The following is a 19,822-nucleotide window of genomic DNA, read 5'->3' as shown; positions in this document are numbered from 1 at the left end:
AGATGAATGCGACCAACCAACAGGCCTTCGTCGAGATCGCCCAGCGCCTGGCCTCGCTGCCGGCGGACAAGAAGCAGCTGTTCCGCCAGCGCCTGGCCGAGAAGGGCATCGATAGCTGGCGCCTGCCCATTGTCCCGGCCGCTGGCGGGGAAGGTGCAGCGCTGCCGCTGGCCCATGCGCAACTGCGTTTTCTCTCGGCCGAGGCCTTGAGCAGCCGTGCGCTGTACAACCTCTGCTCGGTACTGCGTTTCGATGGCCGCCTGGATCTGGCCTGCCTGCAGCAGGCCATGCAGCAACTGGTGGAGCGCCACGCCATCCTGCGTACCCGCTACCTGGCCGATGCCGAGGGCCGCTTGCAGGCGCACTGCGAGCCCTGGACGGCGGGCCTGCCGGCGGTCGAGCCGTTGCCGCCAGAAGCCGTCGCCGACCCGCAGCAATGGTGCGCCGACGAGTACGCCCGGCAACTGGCCGAACCCTTCGACCTGAGCCGCGAGGTGCCCTGGCGCTGGCGCGCGTTCAGCGATGCCGAGCAGGGCAGCACCTGGCTGTTCTTCACCATCCACCACGTTGCCTACGACGCCTGGTCGGCCCAGCAACTGACCCGCGAACTGGCCGAGGGCTACCGTGCCCTGAGCCTGGGCGAGCCGCCCCAGTTGCCGCCGCTCGATATCCAGTACGCCGATTACGCGGCCTGGGAGCACGAATGGCTGGCCAGCGATGTCTGCCGCCAGCAGCTCGATTACTGGCGCAACCAGTTGGCCGATGCGCCTGGCCCTTTGGCTCTGCCCTACGACCACCCGCAGCCGCCCGCCAACCAGCGCCGTCACAGCGGTGCAGTGCGGGTGCGCGAGCTGCCGGCTGCCTTGTCGGCGCAGGTCGATAAGGCGATTCGTGAGCAGAGCGTGACTCTGTATATCTTCGGCCTGACCGCCTTCGCCTGCCTGCTGGCGCGCTACAGCGGCGAGCGTGATCTGTGCCTGGGCACTTCGGTGGCGCAACGTGATCGACCTGAACTGGCGCCGCTGATCGGCCCGCTGCTCAATACTTTGGTGATTCGCCAGCGCCTGGAGGATGACCCTGACTTTCGCAGCGCCTTGCTGCGCACCCGTGACAGCGTGGCTGCGGCGTTCGACCAGCAGACCCTGCCTTTCGAGAAGGTGCTCGAAGCCCTCGATCGACCGCGTTCCAGCCCGTTGTTCAAGGCCATGTTCGTCCAGGTCGAGTTGCCGGAAAGCCGCACCCTGAGCCTGCCGGGCGTCAGCGTCGAGGTGCTCGACCCGCCGCAGCGCCATGCCCGTTTCGACCTCACCCTGCGCCTGCTGCGTTGCGCCGACCAGCGCCTGCGCTGCGAGCTGGAATACAGCGACGAGCTGTTCGAGGCGGCTACCATCGAGCAACTGCTCGACGATCTGCAGGCCATCCTGCAGGACGCATCAGGCAATCCCGCACAGCGTCTGTCAGCGCTGCGTCTGGCTTCGCCGCGTAGCGAGCTGCAGGGCCCGGCGCTGGACGCCGCTGTCGAGCCGCTGGATCGCCAGGTGCAGCAGTGGGCCGCACGCACGCCGCAGGCGCCCGCCCTGTGCGATGCCCGCCAGTCGCTGGCCTATGACGAGCTGGGCAATGCCGTGCAGGCACTGGCGCTGCGCCTGGCCGAGCAGGGTGTCGAACCCGGCCAGGTGGTGGCCCTGTGCATGCCGCGCAGCGCCGAGCAGGTGCTGGCCATGCTGGCTTGCTGGCAACGTGGCGCCATCTGCCTGTTTCTCGACCCGGCGCAGCCCGCGCAGCGCTTGCAGCAACTGCTGGAGAGCAGCGCGGCGAGCCTGCTGCTGAGCCTGGCCGAGGCGCCGGCGCTGAACAGTGCGGTCGCACGCCTGCAACTGAGCGCCGCCGATCTTGCCGCGCCCGCCCCGCAGCAGCCGGTGGCCAGCCTCAGCCAGCCCGAGCAGGCCGCCTATCTGATCTACACTTCGGGCTCCACCGGCCAGCCCAAGGGTGTGCTGGTTAGCCATGCCAACCTGGCGCACTACGCCGCCGCCGTCAGCCAGCGTTTGCAGGCCAGCGCCGGCAGCCGTTGGGCGACCCTGGCCACGGTGGCCGCCGACCTGGGCCTTACCTGCGTCTTCGCTGCGCTGCACAGCGGTGATCCGCTGATCCTGCCGGATGCCGCGCTGGCCTTCGATCCACCGGGCTGGGCCGATTTCCTAGCGCAGCATCCTGTGGATTGCCTGAAGATCGCCCCTTCGCACCTGCGCGGCCTGATGGCGCTGGACGATGCTCGGCGGGTACTGCCGCGTCGGCTGCTGATCCTCGGCGGTGAAGGCTTCGATGCGGCGCTGTTCGCCCGTATCCGCGAACTGGCCCCGGAGCTGCGTGTGTTCAACCATTATGGCCCGTCGGAAACCACCGTCGGCGTAGTCTGTGGCGAGGTGGCGGAGGCCGGGCAGGACGTTTACCTGCCGCTGGGCCAGCCATTGGCCGGTGCCGAGCTGCGTATCGTCGATGCGGCGGGCCAGCCGGTGCCGCGCGGCGTGGCCGGTGAGTTGCTGATCGGCGGCCCGCAGGTGGCGCTGGGCTATCTCGGCCAGCCCGAGGCCACGGCCGCCGCCTTTATCGAGGAGGCAGGGCGACGTTTCTACCGCAGCGGTGATCGGGTACGCCTGGATCACCATGGGCGTCTGGCGTTCCTCGGGCGCCAGGACGATCAGGTTAAGATTCGTGGTTTCCGCGTCGAACCCGGCGAGGTCAGTGCCTGGCTGAGCCGACAGTCGCTGGTGCGCGAAGCCGCCGTGATGGCACGCGAGATCCAGGGGCGTATGCAACTGGTGGCCTATGTCGCGCCGCGCCTGAGCGCGGATGAGCTGAGTGCCATCCAGGCGCAGGCCCGTGCGCAACTGCCCGAACCACTGCAGCCGGCGTACTGGTCGAGCCTGGAGGCCTTGCCGCTCACCGCCAACGGCAAGCTGGATCGCCGCGCCTTGCCCGAGCCTGAAACCAACGTGGCAGTGGACGAGGGCTGGCAGGCGCCGCAGGGCCCCAGCGAGCAATTGCTGGCCCGCTTGTGGTGCCAGGTGCTCGGCTGCGCCTCGGTCACCCGCCAGGACGATTTCTTCGACCTCGGCGGCGACTCGATTCTCAGCCTGCAACTGATCGGCCTGGCCGCGCGCGAAGGGCTGCGCCTGCAACCGCGCGACGTACTTGAACAATCAACCCTGGAGGCCATGGCAGCAAGTGCCGACTGCCGTGCGCAGCCGCGCCTGGCCAGCATTCTGGCGGCCTTCCGTGAACTGCTTGGCCAGCCGCAACTGGGGCTGGACGACGACTTCTTCGCCGCGGGCGGCGATTCGATCCTCAGTCTGCAACTGATCGCCCGGCTGCGCCAGGCCGACCTGCGCCTGATGCCGCGCCAGTTGCTGGAAAACCCCACACCACGGCAACTGGCGGCTGCGCTGGAGCCAGCACCTGAACCGGCAGCGGCGCCGCCAGCACAGATCACCGCCGTGGCGCGTCTGTCCCATGCCCAGGAGCGGCTGTGGTTCATGCAACAGCTCGAACCCGATGCCACCGCCTACAACGTCACGCAACTGCTGGCCTTGCAGGGTGAGCTGGACGTGCCACGCCTGCGCAGCGCCTGCCTGGGGCTGATCGAGCGTCACGAAGCCCTGCGTTGCCGCTTCTTCGAGGACAACGGGCAGGTGCGTCAGCGCTTGGACGCGGCGCCCGAGGCCAGCTTTGCCCTGCACGATCTGCGCGCATCACCGGCCGAGGCGCGCGAGGCGATGATCGCCCAGGCTGCGCAGCGGGTGTTCGACCTGGCCCAGGGGCCGCTGGTGGCCATCGACCTGTTCCAGTTCGCGGAGGACGACTACCGCCTGCTGTTCAACGCCCACCATATCGCCGTGGATGGCTGGTCCATGGGGCTGCTGGTACAGGATCTGGCCGCGCTCTACGAGGGCCGTCAGGCGGCGCCGGCCACGGGCCTGCTACAGGTGATCGAGGCGCAGCGCCAGGCTCTGGAAGGCGATGCCGGCCAGGTACTGCTGAATTACTGGCAGCAGCGTCTGCAGGGCTTGAGCGATGAGCCGCTGACCCTCAGCGAAACCCCGCGCCCCGCATTACAGGAATATGCCGGCGCGCGTGAGCAGTTCCCGTTGCCGGGCGAGCTGACCTCGGCACTCGCGGCCCGCGCCAGGCAGCTTGGGGTGACCCCCTTCGTGCTGTATTTCGCCGCGCAGCAACTGCTGCTGTGGAAACACTCCGGGCGCCGCGATTTCGCCATAGGCCTGCCGGTTTCTGGGCGTGAGGCGGCGGACAGCCAGGCGCTGGTCGGTCTGTTCGTCAACACCCTTGCCTACCGCGTGCAGCTCGACGAGCTGGAAAGCCTGGAGCATTTCCTGCACCGTCTTGGCCAGTGCCTGGCGGATGACCGGGCCCACGAGCAACTGCCGTTCGAGCGCCTGCTCGACGTGCTCCAGGTGGAGCGCAGCCTCGACCGCACGCCTTTGTTCCAGGCCATGTTCAACTACCAGGTCGATCACCTCGGCGAGCGCAATCTGCAACTGCCGGGTGTCACCGTAGCGCCCCTGGCATTGCCGCAGGGGGCGATCAGCGCCAAGTTCGACCTCACCTTCAACCTGTTCAGCCAGGGCCGTGGCGATGAAGCCAGCAGCCAACTGATAGTCGAATACGCCACCGCGCTGTTCGACCCGGCGCGCATCCAGTGCCTGGTGGACGACTATCTCGGTTTGCTGGCCAGCCTGGCGCATCTGGATCTGCAGCAGCCGCTGCTGGACTTGCCCATCGTATCGGTTCAGCGGTTGCAGCGTACTGGCGAGATCACCGAGCTGGAGGTCGAGGCGGATTTCGTGACCCGCTTCGAGGTGCAGGCCGCCTTGCATCCCCAGCGCACCGCGGTGTTCTGCCACGACCGGCAACTGAGCTATGGACAGTTGCAGGCGCAGGCCAATCAGCTTGCCCATTGGTTGCTGGCGCAAGGTGTGACGGCGGAGTCGACGGTGGCCTTCTGCCTGCCGCGTGATGAACGTCTGCTGGTCTGCCTGCTGGGTATCCAGAAGGCCGGGGCGCAGTACCTGCCGCTCGATCCCAGTCATCCGCCTGCGCGGCAGGCGGCCATCGTGCAGCGGGCACGGCCGCATCTGCTGCTGTGCGAGCGTGAGGATGAGCATTTCCCGGCCGAGCTGCGTTGTCAGTGCTGGCAGGATCTGGCCTTGTCGGCGCAGCCGGTTCATGCCCCGGCGCTGCCGAGGCACCTGCAGCAACTGGCCTATACCCTCTACACCTCCGGCTCCACCGGGCAGCCCAAGGGCGTGCAGATCAGCCGGGGCAACTTCGCCAACTTCCTCTTGGCGATGGAGCGCGCCTTGCCGCTGGACGGCGTACAGCGTTACCTTGCGTTGACCACCGTGACCTTCGACATCAGTGGCCTGGAGCTGTGCCTGCCGCTGGTACGCGGGGCCAGCGTGGTGCTGGCCGATGACGAGCAACGCCAGGACCCGCTGCTGCTGGCGCAACTGATCCGTGAGCGTGAGGTGGATCTGATCCAGGCCACCCCGGCGACCTGGGCCATGCTGTTGCAGGGCGATCGCCAGGTACTGGCCGGGCGCATCGCCCTGGCCGGTGGCGAGGCGCTGGCGGCGGAAATGGCCAGCGAGCTGAAGCAGCATGTCGCTTGCCTGATCAACGTCTACGGGCCGACCGAAACCAGCGTCTGGTCGACCCAGACGCCGGTGAATGAGCTGAGTCAGCCAGTGGTGCCCATTGGCCGGCCGCTGCTCAATACGCGCTGCCATGTGCTCGATGAGTTCCTCTGCGAAGTGCCACCGGGCCGTGCCGGCGAGCTGTATATCGCAGGCCTTGGGCTGGCCCGTGGTTATGCCGGACAGCCGGCGCTGAGCGCCGAGCGCTTTATCGCCGACCCGTTCGGCACAGGCGGGCGCCTGTACCGCACCGGTGATCTGGCGCGCTGGCAGGCCGATGGCCAGTTGTACTACCTGGGCCGCAGCGACGATCAGATCAAGCTGCGCGGCTTCCGTATCGAGCTGGGCGAGATCGAGGCGGCGCTGCTCAGCCACCCGGATGTCGCCCAGGCGGTGGTGGCGGTGCAGGGCGAGCACCTGGCCGCGTTCTGGGTGGCCAATACCGTTGCCGAACCGAGCGCAGACGCGCTGCGTGAGCATCTGCAGGCACGCCTGCCGGTGTATATGCTGCCGACCCATCTGCAAGCGCTGGACGCCTTGCCGCTCAACAGCAATGGCAAGGTGGATCGCAAGCAATTACCACAGCTACGCAACGAAGCGCAGACCGGAGCCGCCACTTCGCAGCGGCCAATGAGTGCCAGCGAGATCCTGCTGAGCGAGATCTGGGGCCAGGTGCTGCAGCTCCAGCAGGTGCCGCTCGATGGGCATTTCTTCCAGCTCGGCGGGCACTCGCTGATGGCCGCGCAGGTACGTTCGCGGTTGCGTGAGCAGGGCTTCGAGGTGCCGCTGCGCTGGCTGTTCGAGACGCCCGTGCTGACGGAGTTGGCAGCGCGCCTGGAGACCCAGGCCGCCACCATCGATCCGGCCACATTGAGCATCGCGCGGGTCGATCAGCAGCTCGACCAGCCGCTGTCGCCTGCGCAGCAACGGGTCTGGCTGATGCAGCAACTGCAGCCGAGCGACAGCAGCTTCAACATGAGCAGCAATGTGCGCCTGCGTGGCCAGCTCGATGTCGAGGCGTTGCAGCGGGCCTTGCAGCGTGTGGTACGGCGCCACGCGATCCTGCGCACCACCTACCACCAGCAGCAGGGCGAGGCGCGCCAGCGTATCCACGCGCAATCGGCGCTGACGCTGCAGGTGGAGAGCAGCAGTGAAACCCAGTGGGCCCAGGCGGCTCATGAACTGGCCACGCGCCCGTTCGATCTGAGCGCCGAGGCGCCGCTGCGCGCGGTGCTCTATCGCCTCGGTGAGCAGGAACATGTGCTGCAACTGGTGCTGCACCATATCGCCTCCGATGGCTGGTCCGGCTCGGTGCTGATCGCTGAGCTGGTGGAAGGTTACGAGGCCTACAGCCAGGGCCAGGCACCCGTGGAACAGGAACTGGCGATCCAGTACGTCGACTATGCCGCCTGGCAGGTTTCGCCGGCGCTGCGTGCCCGTCAGCGCCAGGGCCAGCAGTTCTGGCAACGTACCCTGGCCGGCATACCGAGCCAGGTGCCGTTGCCGTTCGACTTCCCGCGTGGCGAACGTGACAGCAGTGGTGGTGCGGCGCTGGACTTCCAGTTGCCGGCGGCGACGCTGGCACGCCTGGAGGTCTTGCAGCGTGACAGCGGCCTGTCGCTGTTCATGCTGCTGCTGACCGTCTATGCCGCCGTGCTGCAGCGGGAAACCCAGGGCCGCGATCTGGTCATTGGCACCGATGTGGCCAACCGCGAACACCCGGCCACCGAGGCGCTGATCGGCTTCTTCGTCAACCTGCTGGCGTTGCGTATCCGCGTGCAACCGGAGCTGAGCTTCCGTGAGCAGGCGGCACTGGTGCGCGATGTCTGTCTGGATGCCTTCGCCTGGCAGGACACGCCGTTCGAGCAGGTGGTGGAATGTCTCGACCTGCCGCGCGTGACCAACCAGCACCCGCTGCTGCAGACCCTCTTCGTGCTGGACAACACGCCGCGTCAGCCGCGCCGTCTGGGCGACCTCGAGGTGACGCCGCTGAGCGGCGAGCAACAACACTCCAAGTTCGACATGGCGCTGTTCGCCAGTGCCGACGGCGATGCCCTCAGCCTGCGCTGGGTGTATCGCACCAGCCTGTTCCGCCCGGCCACCATCGAGCGTTTGCGCGACAGCTTCCTGGCGCTGCTCGATGCTGCGCTGGGCGCGCCGGACAGCCCCATCGACACCTTATCACTGCCTTCCAAGGGAGCCGCTGCCATGTCCACCACCCCGGACAACCCGATGCAACGCAAGATGAGCAAGCTCGGCAAGCTGCGCCAGAACGGCCCGGCTGCCGCTGCCATACCGATCGAAACCCGGCCGCTGCGCGCCGGTTCCAACTTCCCCTTACTGGTGCAACTGCGCGACCGCGAACTGGCGCCAGCGGTATGGGCCGAAGCCAATCGCGAGCAGGTGGAAGGTTGGCTGCGCGAGCACGGCGGGATTCTTTTCCGCGGCTTCGATCTGCCCACCCCGACGGACTTCGAGCAGTTCTGCCAGGCGCTGTGCCCGGAGCTGTACGGCCAGTACGGCGATCTGCCGAAGAAGGAGGGCGGCAAGAAGATCTACAAGTCCACGCCTTACCCGAAAGACCGCATGATCATGTTCCACAACGAGAGCGCCCACCAGCATCGCTGGCCGCGCCGCCAGTGGTTCTATTGCGAGACGCCGGCTGCCAGTGGCGGGGCCACGCCCATCGTCGACAGCCGTGAGGTATACCGCGAGCTGCCGGCCTGGCTGCAGGACAAGCTGCGCCGCAAGCAACTGATGTACGTGCGCAACTTCAGCGCCAGCCTGGACGTCAGCTGGCAGCACTTCTTCCAGACCGAGGAGCGTGCCGAGGCCGAGCGCATCTGTCGCGAGGGTGGCATCGAGTTCGAGTGGCGCGGTGCCAACGAACTGCACACGCGCCAGGTCTGCCCGGCGGTGATCCTCCACCCGCTGACCGGCGATGCCAGCTTCTTCAACCAGATCCAGCTCTATCATCCGGCGTTTCTCGATGCCGATATCCGTGAGCAGTTCCTCAAGGGCCGCGACAGCGTCATGCCCCGGCAGGTGTTCTATGGCGATGGCAGCGAACTGGAAGAGGCCGCCATCGAGGCGATCAACGCCGCCTACGAGCGTTGCGCGGTGCGCTTCGACTGGCAGCGCGGCGATGTGGTGATGCTCGACAACATGCTCGCCGCCCATGCCCGCGACCCCTTCGAGGGCGAGCGACGCATCGTCGTCGCCATGGGCGATATCTACCGCCGCGATCAGGTGGCGCCCGCACCGGCCATGGCCGAGGAAAACGCTTTGGAGATGACACCATGATGGATCTTGGTTTGCCGCTTTCCCCGGCGCAGAAGCAACTGGCCGAGGCCAACCCGCAGGCGTATCGCTGGGTGCGCATGAGGCTCGCCGGCGTTGCCCCGGAGCGTGTCGAACAACGTCTGCGTGAGCTGCTGAGCAGCCATGAGGCGCTGCGCCTGCGCTACCAGCGCCCGCTCGGCGCCACTGGCCTGCGCCAGCGCGTGGCCGAGCCAGGCGAGCTGCGTTTTGACTGGCGCCGGGCCCCTGCCGACACCGATGCGCTGGCCTGGCAGCGCGAGGCCCAGGCTCAGTGCCAGGCGCAGCAGCCCGACCTGCTGGCCTGGTGGCGCGATGAACAGCTATGGCTGGCATTGCCGGCCTACTCGCTGGATCTGCGCAGCCTCGAGCAACTGCGCCGTGAGCTGCTGGGGCAGAGCGCGGCACTGCAGGCCGAGCCGATGCAGTACAGCGACTACGCCGAGTGGATCGCCGGCCTGCAACTGGACGAAGACGCCGAGCAGGGCGTGCAGTTCTGGCGCAACCTGGCCCTGCAGGAGGTGCCGGGGCTGCGCCTGATCGAACGCTATGGCATGGCCAGCGGTGCCCGTGGTTGCGTGCAGCAGGCGCTCGATCCTGCCTTGCGTTCGGCCGTGCAGGCACTGGCGGCGGGCGAGGCGCTGGCCGTCGAGCCGCTCGCCCTGGCTGCCTGGGGCGCCTTGCTTGGCCGCCTCAACGGTCAGCGCCATGCGCAACTGGGCCTGCAGCATGACCCGCGTGACGACTATGAGGAGCTGCAGGGCGCCTACGGGCTGTTCGAGCAGACCCTGCCCATGCAGGTGCATCTGTCCGAGCACGCCAGTTGGCTCAGCCTGGCGCGGCAACTGGCGCGGCAACTGGAAAACGCCGTGCTCTGGCAGGAGTACCTCGGCCAGGCCGAACTGCTGCCGGAGTGGCGCGCCAGCTATCAGGCCGGGCTGCGCGTGCAGCATCTGGCCGATGTGCAGGCGCTGCAGGCCTTGTCCTTCGATACGCCGCTGGAGCTGCAACTGCACTGGCTGCTGGATGAGTCCGGCCAGGGCCAGTTGGCCCTGGTGTACGACAGCGGGCTGTATCGCCGTGAGCAGATGCAACTGCTGCTACGCCGCTACCTGCATTGGGTCGGGCAACTGCTGCAGGCGCCGCAAGCGCCGCTGGACAGCCTGGAGGCCTTGCTGGCGGAGGAGGCGCAGCCGGCGGCGACTGCCGGGGAACTGCCTGCGGACGTGGATATCATCGAGCGCTTCCGCAGCCATGCGCGCAACCAGCCGGCTAGCCCGGCGCTGCGCGATGGCCGGCAGGTACTGTCCTACGCCGAGCTGGACGAGTTGAGTGATCGGGTAGCCGGTAGCCTGCAGCAGGCCGGTGTCGGCCCTGATCAGGTGGTGGCGCTGCTGTTGCCGCGCAGCGCGCAGATGCTGGTGGCCATGCTCGCCTGTTTCAAGGCCGGCGCGGCTTATCTGCCACTGGATCCGGCGCTGCCTCCGCTGCGCCTGGCCAGCATTCTCGAGGATGCCAAGCCAGCGCTGCTGTTGCATCTGGATGAGCAGGCGAACCCGAGTGAGGTGCCCAGCCTGGCCTGGTCGCGGGTCAGCAGCGCTGCTCCCCTGGCTGGGCCTGTGACCAGTGCGCCGCAACACCTGGCCTATGTGCTCTACACCTCGGGCACCAGCGGCAAACCCAAGGGGGTGCAGATCGAGCAGGGGCAACTGCGCCACTACGCGAGCCAGATCACCCATGCCCTGGATCTGCCGGCTGGTGCGCACTACGGGCTGGTGTCGTCGCTGCTCGCCGACCTGGGCAATACTGTGTTGTACCCAGCGTGGTTGCAGGGCGGCTGTGTGCACCTGCTGAGCCAGGCCAGCGTTACCGATGCGCAGGCCTTCGCCGAGGAGCTGCGCGAGCATCCGCTGGATGTGTTGAAGATCGTGCCGTCGCACCTCGAGGCCTTGCTCGGCGAGCATCCGCTGGAAGGGGTGCTGCCGCGTCAGGTGCTGGTGCTCGGCGGCGAAGCGGTGGGCGACAGCCTGCTGGCGCGGCTGGCACAGGCAGGCGCTGGCTGCCGCCTGTACAACCACTACGGGCCGAGCGAAACCACGGTGGGCGTGCTCTGGCGCGCCATCGACAGCGAGCTGGGGAGTAGCGGCACGGCACTGAATCAGGTGCTGGGCAACAACCGTATCTACCTGCTCGACGAACAGCAGCGCCCCGTGCCTTCCGGGCAGGCGGGTGAGCTGTGCGTGGCCGGGGCCAGTGTCGGTCGTGGTTATCTGGGCAATGTCGGCAGTTCGGCATTCGGCCAGGATCCGCTATCCGGCGCGCGTCTGTATCGCACTGGCGATCTGGCGTTGCGCCAGGCCGATGGCGCCTTGCGCATTCTCGGGCGCAACGATCAGCAGGTGAAGATTCGCGGTTTCCGCCTGGAACTGGTGGAGGTCGAACAGGCCTTACGTGGCCTGCCGGGTGTGCAACAGGCGGCGGTGCTGCTCGATGGCGAACGCCTGCTGGCCTTCGTCGTGGAGGAGGAGGGGCAGAACCGAGCGGCTGATCTGCTGCGCGACGACCTGGCCCGGCAACTGCCGGACTATATGCTGCCCGCCGGCATTTTCGCCTTGAAAGCCCTGCCGCTGAACAGCAATGGCAAGCTGGATCGCCAGACGCTACTGGAGCGTGCTCGACAGCGCATGCAGAGCGCGCGAGTAGCCCCGGTCGGTGAGCTGGAAAGTGCCGTGCTGGAAATCTGGTGCCGCGTGCTGGGTGTCGAGGATCTTGGCGTGACCGACAACTTCTTCGCCATGGGTGGGCATTCCCTGGCGGCAATCAAGGTGGTGGCACTGATTCGCGAGCAACTGGGGCTCAACCCGCCAACCAATCTCTTGTTCGAGCGGCAGACCGTGCGCGAGCTGGTGCAGAGTCTCGAGCAGGGCGTGAGCAGCGAGGGCTGGCAGGTGCTGAACGAGGTGCCCGGTGAGGCGCCGGCCTTGCTTCTGATGCATGGCGCGGATGGTCACTTGAAAGACTACCGACCGTTGCTGGAGCAACTGGGCGAAAACCAGGCTGTTTATGGCCTGGCGGCATTTGAAGAGGGTTGGCAAAGCAAGGATCTGGACGCGCTGCTGCAACGCTATGTGCAGAGCATTCCCGAGTCGCTCAAGCAGCGGCCGCTGGTGGTGCTGGGCTGGTGCCTGGCTTCGCGCCTGGCGCTGCTGTTGATTGCGCACCTGCAGGCAGCCGGCTTCAGCATCGAGGCCCTGGCGGTGGTGGATCATGATCCGCAGCGCAGCCTGGCTGGCGACGGTGACGAGGGTGGTCAGTTGCTCGCCGATCTGGTGTTCCTCTGTGGCAGCCGTGCGCGGCCGCTTGGCGACCGGTTGCGCGAGCGTCTGGCCCGGCAACTGGTCGCCTGCGATTATGCCGAGGGGGTGACCCGCCTGCTGGCCGACGCCGAGGTGCGCGAACATCTGCAGTGGGAGGGCGCTGAGGCCGAGTTGCAGGCCGCGATGGTGCGCTACCGGACGATCAAGACGCGCCTGTACGAACAGGCCTTGCCGGTGGTCGATGTGCCCATCTGGTTGTGGCGCAGCAATGCCCACCGTGATCTGCGTACACCCTGGCAGGCGCATACGCGCAAGACGCTGCATGAACTGAGCCTGGATGTAGGCCATCATGCGATCCTTGCCGAGCCGCGCCTGAGTGCGGATCTGTTGTCCTTGCTGGCGCCGAGCATTGCGCCGCAACACCAAGCCGAGAAGGTGTCGAGCTGATGATGTTATTGAAGGAACTGCTGATTGACGCGCGCTGGCGCATTTTCCTGGCGGTGCTGTGCAGTGCCTTGAGTGCGGCCAGCAGCATCGGCCTGATCGGCTATATCAACCGCAGCCTGGAGCAGGGGCTGGATGACCTGGGCCAGGCGCTGGCGCTGTTCGCCGGCCTGCTGTTGCTGCTGTTCGTCAGCGGCACCCTGGCCCAGTGGCTGCTGGTGCAGATCGGCCATCGCCTGGTCTATCAGTTGCGCCTGCGCCTGGTGGGCAAGGTGCTCGGCACTGCCCTGGAACGCATCGAGCGGCTGGGCAGCCCGCGCATCTACAACGCCCTGACCAAGGACGTGACCACCGTGGCCACGGCCTTCAAGCAACTGCCGATCTCCCTGTACAACGGCCTGCTGCTGCTGGCTGGCCTGGCTTACATGGCCTGGCTGAGCCTGCCGTTCTTCGCCCTGACCCTGGCGGTGATCGCCTTCGGCGTGGCGCTCGACGTGCTGCTCGGGCGCCAGGTCAAGCGCCTGATGCAACAGGTGCGGCAGCAGGATGATCGCCTGACCGAGCAGTTCGAGGCCACCATTCACGGTCGCTGCGAACTGGCCTTGAGCCGGGAGCGGCGGCAACTGCTGTACAACCAGCGCCTGGAGCCTATCGCCCGCGATTCTCTGCAGGCCTCGGTACGCGCCGATACCCTGTGGGCGATCAACCTGAACTGGACCTCGCTGCTGGTGTTCCTGCTGATCGGCACGCTGTTCTTCCTCGGCCAGGGCTTCGGCATGCTGAGCCAGCAGGTGGTGGTGGGCTACGTGCTGGCGATCATGTTCCTGCGCACGCCGATCTCGATGATCCTCGATGCCGTGCCGGCAGTGATCCGCGGCCACGTGGCACTGCAGGCCATCGATGACCTGGCACTGGGCGAGACGGTGCAATTCACCCTGCCGCCCAAGGCATCCGAGCCTTTCCGTGAGTTGCGCCTGAGCAAGGTGCAATACCGCTACCCTGGGCAGAGCGACGAGTTCGTCTTCCAGCTGGGCCCCATCGATCTGCATGTTCGCCGTGGCGAGCTGATCTTCATCGTTGGCGGCAATGGCAGTGGCAAGTCGACCCTGGCCAAGCTGCTGACCGGGCTCTACCAGCCAAGCGAAGGAGCGGTCACGCTCAATGGCGTGACGCTGGATACCGCGCACAGCGAGTGGCACCGCGAGCATTTCGCGGCGATCTTCGCCGACTTCTATCTGTTCGCCGATGTGCTGGGTGAGAACGGCCAGCTCGATGGCCTGGAGGAGCGGGTCGAGCATTACCTGCAACGCCTGGGGTTGGCGCACAAGGTGCAGTTCGTGGAAGGGCGCCTGTCCACCACGGCGCTGTCCCAGGGCCAGCGCAAGCGCCTGGCCTTGCTGTTGCTGATGATGGAGGGGCGCGAAGTGCTGCTGCTCGACGAATGGGCCGCGGATCAGGATCCGGTGTTCCGCCATGTCTTCTACCACGAGCTGCTACCCGAGTTGCAGGCGGCCGGCAAGACGGTCATCGCCATCACCCACGATGACCGTTACTTCGACGTGGCCGATCGCATCTACCGCCTCGACTATGGCCAACTGGTGGATTACGACCACAGCAGCGAGAGCCCTTTCCAGAGGGTCATGTAGCGCTTGCGGCTGAGTTATTCGGGCGTCTTGTCGCGGTCGAGTGGGCAACTGCTGCAGTAGTCGATGCCGGGCAGGCGGTAGCGGATGCAGCAGATGCGCCGTAGCCGCTGTGGTTCGCTGGCGCCGACGTCCTTGTAGTACACCGGGGCGAACAGCGGGTTGCGTCGGCCATCGGGGCGCAGGCGGCTTTCCAGCACGGCTCTGGCCGGGGCGGAGCAACCGGCCGTTGCCAGTGGATGCCCTTCGACTTGTGCCGTGGCGGATTCGAAGAGGTTGCCGGCGTTGCTCCAGAACAATCGTGGCGAGGCTTTCGAGACGCTGGCCATTACCTCGACCACCGGTTCCAGATGCCCTTGTATCAAGGTGCTGAAGCACTCGAAGGGCGAGCAGGGCGGCAGACTGCTGCCGTCATGGGGCAGGCGCAGGCCAAGCGGTTTGCCTTCTGCCGAAAGGGCGACGCCGACATCGCTCAGGGCGATAGGCAGCTCGCGCTGCAAGAGCAAGCTCGCCGCCACGGTGGGAGCCAGGAAGCAGAAATACCATTTCGACCAGATGGAGGTCAGCGCCAGCAGATCGTCTGTGCCATGGCGGGCTGCCAGATCACCAATGAACGCGGCGAAATAGTCCGGCTGAAACAGTTGCGAGCCGGCAACTGCCTGCTGTTGATCACTGGCCAGCTGCAGGTTTTCCCCATAGGCCGCCAGCGGGCCGCTGAACAGCGGGGCAAGACTGGCGATCATCAGAGGCGCTCGTTGTCGCCGCCAGGCAGCGTTGGAGGTGGGGCGAGAGGGGAAGGGGTTATCTGAGCCATGCTTGATATTTGCTGGTGAGACTCGTTATCACTTGAAGTGGCGGCAGTATAAACACACCTCATCCTGCAAGCGAACCGAACAGTGGTGCCGGGGTGAGAGGAATATCAAATTTGGTTAATGATAATTGTTATTAACTGTATTATTCTGCCAACGCTCGTGTGCAAGGTTCAAGCGGGCCCACGAGCATTCGCATCGTCAGTGAAAAACGGAGTGGAACATGAGTCTGGACAGTCCTGAAACGCGATTTTTGGTTGTGATCAACGATGAGGAGCAATACTCCATCTGGCCCGAGTACAAGGAGGTACCGCAAGGCTGGCGCGCGGCCGGCAAGCAGGGCAGCAAGGAGGAGTGCCTGGCCTATATCGAGTCGGTGTGGACCGACATGCGGCCTCTGAGCCTGCGCCAAGCCATGCAGGGGCAGGGGCGCGGCTGATGCAGCATGTCTCCAGTGCCTGGTTTTCCCTGTTGCCGAGCGGCAGCCAGCCACCCGTGCTGCGCTTGTACTGCTTCCCCTATGCCGGGGCGGGGCATACGGTTTTTCAGCATTGGCGCGCTGGGTTGCCGGGCTATATCGAGCTGGCTCTGATCAAGCTGCCGGGACGTGGGGCGCGCTTCGGCGAGCCTCGGGCGGCGTCGCTGGCCGAGTTGGCTGAAGCCCTGGCTGTGGCCATCACCCAGGCCAGTACCGACGACGTTCCCTTCGCTTTCTTCGGCCACAGTATGGGCGCGTTGCTGGCTTTCGAGACGGCGCGCCGGCTGGCTCGGCAGGAATTGTCGCCGACCCAGTTGCTGGTTTCGGCACGCACGGCGCCGGTCGCCCATGGTTGGCGCGAGCGGGTGGCGGATCTGCCGCCTGCTCGGTTTCTCGAGGTCATCCGTGACATGAACGGGATGCCTCGGGAGTTGCTGGACAACCCTGAGTGGGTCGAGCTGTTCCTACCGATCATCCGTGATGATTTCGCGCTGTGCGAAGACTACCGCTACAGCGCTGCACCACCTTTGTCCTGTCCCATCCATGTGCTGGCTGGGGAGACGGACGCCAGTGTACCCCTGTCACTGCTCGATGGATGGGCTCAGGAAAGCCAGGTCGAGTGCCGGACATGGCTGTTTCCCGGCGGTCATTTCTACCTGTTCGAGCAGGAGGCCGAGTTGCTCGCGCTCATGCAGCGCCTGGTACTGGGCGAGTCGCTCAAACGGGCGGTTGGCTGAGCCTTGGGCTTCAAACTTCTGTCGAGATCGCCGGCTGCTGTCGACCCGTATCCTTTGCACGTTCGTGCTGCATGTCTCACTTGTGTCATTTGATTAATATAATGATAGTAATTATCATTTGTAAATTGACGCTGGCCATGGACTTTGCACGGGACGCTGTCTGCCATCCGATAGCAGCAACCTGGAATCGCCTGAGTTGACTGATCGTTCGTTGCACTGCGCTCGATCCGGCGGCGTCGTCAGATAACGCGCTATCCGCGCGACACGAGGATGCACTCATGAATGCAATCACTGCGATACCGAACGCCTCGCTCGAACTACAGAGCCGGCACAGCGGGCTCCGTCAACGCTACTGTCTGGACAGCACGCCGGCGCTGCAGCGGCAAATGCAGCGCGAATCGAATGCGCGCAGCTACCCACGGCGCATACCCCTGGAGCTGAAGCGGGCGCAGGGGGTGTACGTCGAGGATTCGCGCGGGCAGGTATATATCGATTGCCTGGCCGGCGCCGGCACCCTGGCGCTGGGGCACAATCATCCGGTGGTGGTGGAGGCGATTCAGCAGACCCTGGCATCGGGCATCCCGTTGCATACCCTCGACCTTAGCACGCCGATCAAGGATGCCTTCGTGCAGACCCTGTTCGACCTGCTGCCAGGTGATTTCGCCAAGGACGCGCGCATCCAGTTCTGCGGCCCGACCGGGGCGGATGCCGTCGAGGCGGCGCTCAAGCTGTCGCGCACGGCAACCGGGCGGCAAAGCGCGCTGGCTTTCCATGGCGCCTACCATGGCATGACCCTCGGCACGCTCTCGATCAGCGGCAATCTCGGGCCGAAGAGTGCGTTGGGTGGGTTGCTGTCCGGCGTGCAGTTCCTGCCGTATCCCTATGACTATCGTTGCCCGTTCGGGCTGTCCGGCGATCAGTCTATCGATGCCAACCTGCATTACATCCGCCACCTGCTGAGCGACCCGGAGAGCGGCGTGACTCAGCCGGCGGCGATGATTCTGGAAACGGTGCAGGGCGAAGGTGGGGTGATTCCTGCCCCTGATCGCTGGTTGCAGGGGTTGCGGGCGATCACCCGTGAGCACGGCATTCCGCTGATTCTCGACGAAATCCAGTGCGGCATTGGCCGTACGGGCGATCTTTTCGCTTTCGAGCGCAGTGCGATCACACCCGACGTCATGACGCTGTCGAAGGCCATCGGCGGTGGTCTGCCGCTCTCGGTGGTGGTCTATCGCGGCGAGCTGGATCAATGGCAGCCCGGCGCCCATGCAGGCACCTTCCGTGGTAACCAACTGGCCATGGCCGCTGGTGATGCCACCTTGCGCTTCATTCAGCGTGAAGGCATCACCGCTCATGTACGCAGTGTCGGCGCCCGCCTGCAAGGACTGCTTCAGGGCTTGCAGGCCGAGTTCGACTGGGTCGGCGACGTGCGCGGGCGTGGTCTGATGCTGGGCATGGAGATCGTCGATCCGGCCAGTGGTGATGCACTGGGTCGACCTGCCGCCGATGGTGAGCGTGCGCGCAAACTGCAGCGTGCCTGCCTGGAGCGTGGGCTGATCGTCGAGCTGGGTGGGCGCCACGGTTCGACCGTCAGGTTCCTGCCGCCGCTGATCATCAGCGAGGCCGAGGTCGATCTCGTCGGGCAGATTCTCTATCAGGCTGCCCAGTCCGTTCAGGGATTCCCTCTCGCTGCGCAGCAATGATTGACCTTCAGCGCTAGGGCGCATTGCGCGCCCGCTTGCCAGAAGAAGGCTTGTGCACTGCACAAGCCTTTTGTTTTTTAGCCCTGGCGGCGTTCTTCGGCCAGGCAAGCCGCTGCGGTGAACAGGGCGTCGGTGGAGGAGTTCAGCGCGGTTTCCGCCGAGTCCTGGACGATACCGATGATGAAGCCGATGGCCACCACCTGCATGGCCACGTCGTTGGGAATGCCGAACAGGCTGCAGGCCAGCGGGATCAACAGCAGCGAGCCTCCGGCCACGCCCGAGGCGCCGCAGGCGCTGATCGAGGCGAGCACACTGAGCAGCAGGGCGGTGGGCAGGTCGACCGCGATGTTCAGGGTGTGCACGGCCGCCAGGGTCAGCACGCTGATGGTGATGGCGGCGCCGGCCATGTTGATGGTGGCGCCCAGCGGGATGGACACCGAGTAGGTTTCCTCGTGCAGGCCCAGGCGCTGGCACAGTTGCAGGTTGACCGGGATGTTGGCCGCCGAGCTGCGGGTGAAGAAGGCGGTCAGGCCGCTTTCGCGCAGGCAGGTGAACACCAGCGGGTAGGGGTTGCGACGAATCTTCCAGTAGACCAGCAGCGGGTTGACCACCAGCGCCACCAGCAGCATGCAGCCCACCAGTACCATCAGCAAATGCAGGTAGCCGAGCAGGGCATCCAGGCCGGAGGTGGCCAGCGTGGAAGCCACCAGGCCGAAGATGCCCAGCGGGGCGAAGCGGATCACCAGTTTGACGATGGCGGTCACGCCATGGGACAGGTCGCCAAGCAGTTGCTTGCTGCTGGCGTTGGCATGGCGGAAGGCGAAGCCCAGGCCGATGGCCCAGGCCAGAATACCGATGAAGTTGCCCTTGAGCAGGGCGTTGACCGGATTGTCGACGATGTTCAGCAGCAGCGTCCTGAGCACTTCGCCGATGCCGCCTGGTGGTGTCAGTTCAGTGGCCGAGCCGCTCAGTACCAGGGTGGAGGGCAGGGCGAAGCTGGCGGCGACCGCGACCAGTGCGGCGCTGAAGGTGCCTGCCAGGTACAGCAGCAGGATCGGGCGGATATGAGTCTGCTGGCCTTGCTGGTGATTGGCGATGGAGGCCATGACCAGAATGAACACCAGTACCGGAGCGACGGCTTTGAGCGCCGAAACGAAAACGTCACCGATGAAGCCCACGGCCAGAGCAGCCTGGGGAGCGATCAGCGCCAGACCGATGCCGATGAGCAGGCCGATGAGGATTTGTACCACCAGGCTGGTGCGGTTGAGCAGTTGCAGGAGCGGGGTGACGGCTTGTGGCATGACGCAGGTCTCTATCTTGTTGGCCGCGAGCGGTTTGCAGGCTCTTTCGAGAGGCTTTCCAGCCAGGGTCAACAGACCCTGGGGGCGGAAAAATAAGCGCGCGACTCTAGCACAGTCTTGGCCGGTAGTTGCCTTGCCCCAGGGTGCTGGGCGAACGGGTGCAACACTCTGTCGCATCCACGGAAACCTGACGGTCCGAGGCCGCGTTGCCTGGGTTCGTGACGCCTGCGGCTGGCGCTTTGATCTCATCACCACAGACGTGCCCTGGCGATTGGCGCTACCCTATGACAGGGTGTGGCCGCGTGCGCGGCGTTGCGGGTTGCGAACTGTTCGAGCCCGAGCCCGTCGAAACTCAGAA

8 protein-coding genes are annotated in these 19,822 nt (G+C 65.9%); 6 read left to right on the top strand and 2 right to left on the bottom strand.

Annotated elements, in window-relative coordinates; translation table 11 throughout:
• The first annotated feature begins 2 nt into the window (after window positions 1–2).
• From ACSVIK_RS09340 to ACSVIK_RS09330, 3 genes are read left to right on the top strand one after another with little or no spacing between them, the layout of a single operon-like run.
• A complete protein-coding gene (locus tag ACSVIK_RS09340) occupies window positions 3–9,017 on the top strand; it encodes an amino acid adenylation domain-containing protein (protein WP_442444068.1) in 9,015 nt (3,004 codons plus the stop codon).
• The gene (locus ACSVIK_RS09335; RefSeq protein WP_442444067.1) at window positions 9,014–12,796 is read left to right on the top strand and encodes a non-ribosomal peptide synthetase; all 3,783 of its coding nucleotides are present in this window, start codon (window positions 9,014–9,016) and stop codon (window positions 12,794–12,796) included. Before ACSVIK_RS09340 ends, ACSVIK_RS09335 begins: the two co-directional genes overlap by 4 nt.
• Window positions 12,796–14,439, top strand: a complete 1,644-nt coding sequence (locus ACSVIK_RS09330; protein WP_442444066.1) for a cyclic peptide export ABC transporter — start codon at window positions 12,796–12,798, stop codon at window positions 14,437–14,439. The genes ACSVIK_RS09335 and ACSVIK_RS09330 overlap by 1 nt, the downstream gene beginning before the upstream one ends.
• 14 nt (window positions 14,440–14,453) lie before the next feature.
• On the opposite strand, the gene fhuF is transcribed toward ACSVIK_RS09330, so the two are convergent.
• Complete coding sequence (gene fhuF / locus ACSVIK_RS09325) at window positions 14,454–15,179, bottom strand: siderophore-iron reductase FhuF (protein ID WP_442444065.1); 726 nt, start codon at window positions 15,177–15,179, stop codon at window positions 14,454–14,456.
• Between the two features lie 289 nt (window positions 15,180–15,468).
• Between fhuF and ACSVIK_RS09320 the strand changes: the two genes are divergently transcribed.
• The 3 genes from ACSVIK_RS09320 (at window position 15,469) to ACSVIK_RS09310 (ending at window position 18,163) form a co-directional block, all read left to right on the top strand.
• Window positions 15,469–15,684: an MbtH family protein gene (locus ACSVIK_RS09320; protein ID WP_442444064.1), complete on the top strand. Its 216-nt coding sequence runs from the start codon at window positions 15,469–15,471 to the stop codon at window positions 15,682–15,684.
• The gene (locus tag ACSVIK_RS09315; RefSeq protein ID WP_442444063.1) at window positions 15,684–16,460 is read left to right on the top strand and encodes a thioesterase II family protein; all 777 of its coding nucleotides are present in this window, start codon (window positions 15,684–15,686) and stop codon (window positions 16,458–16,460) included. Before ACSVIK_RS09320 ends, ACSVIK_RS09315 begins: the two co-directional genes overlap by 1 nt.
• Before the next feature lie 278 nt (window positions 16,461–16,738).
• Entirely contained in the window at window positions 16,739–18,163 is a 1,425-nt protein-coding gene (locus tag ACSVIK_RS09310) for a diaminobutyrate--2-oxoglutarate transaminase (protein WP_442444062.1), read from the top strand.
• Between the two features lie 77 nt (window positions 18,164–18,240).
• Here the strand turns inward: ACSVIK_RS09310 and sstT are convergent, their stop codons facing one another.
• On the bottom strand, window positions 18,241–19,464 hold the full coding sequence (gene sstT / locus ACSVIK_RS09305; protein ID WP_442444061.1) for a serine/threonine transporter SstT: 1,224 nt from the start codon (window positions 19,462–19,464) through the stop codon (window positions 18,241–18,243).
• Window positions 19,465–19,822 lie beyond the last annotated feature (358 nt).

It is taken from the genome of Pseudomonas sp. NCHU5216 (assembly GCF_052156495.1).
GTDB lineage: Bacteria > Pseudomonadota > Gammaproteobacteria > Pseudomonadales > Pseudomonadaceae > Aquipseudomonas.
This window is presented reverse-complemented; position numbering and strand designations above follow the sequence as displayed.

Bases quoted from the DNA above. Each gene is read 5' to 3' on its own strand.
- ACSVIK_RS09315 (WP_442444063.1), top strand. From the start codon at position 15,684: ATGCAGCATGTCTCCAGTGCCTGGTTTTCCCTGTTGCCGAGCGGCAGC.
- fhuF (WP_442444065.1), bottom strand. From the start codon at position 15,179: ATGATCGCCAGTCTTGCCCCGCTGTTCAGCGGCCCGCTGGCGGCCTAT.
- ACSVIK_RS09330 (WP_442444066.1), top strand. From the start codon at position 12,796: ATGATGTTATTGAAGGAACTGCTGATTGACGCGCGCTGGCGCATTTTC.
- sstT (WP_442444061.1), bottom strand. From the start codon at position 19,464: ATGCCACAAGCCGTCACCCCGCTCCTGCAACTGCTCAACCGCACCAGC.
- ACSVIK_RS09335 (WP_442444067.1), top strand. From the start codon at position 9,014: ATGATGGATCTTGGTTTGCCGCTTTCCCCGGCGCAGAAGCAACTGGCC.
- ACSVIK_RS09320 (WP_442444064.1), top strand. From the start codon at position 15,469: ATGAGTCTGGACAGTCCTGAAACGCGATTTTTGGTTGTGATCAACGAT.
- ACSVIK_RS09310 (WP_442444062.1), top strand. From the start codon at position 16,739: ATGAATGCAATCACTGCGATACCGAACGCCTCGCTCGAACTACAGAGC.
- ACSVIK_RS09340 (WP_442444068.1), top strand. From the start codon at position 3: ATGAATGCGACCAACCAACAGGCCTTCGTCGAGATCGCCCAGCGCCTG.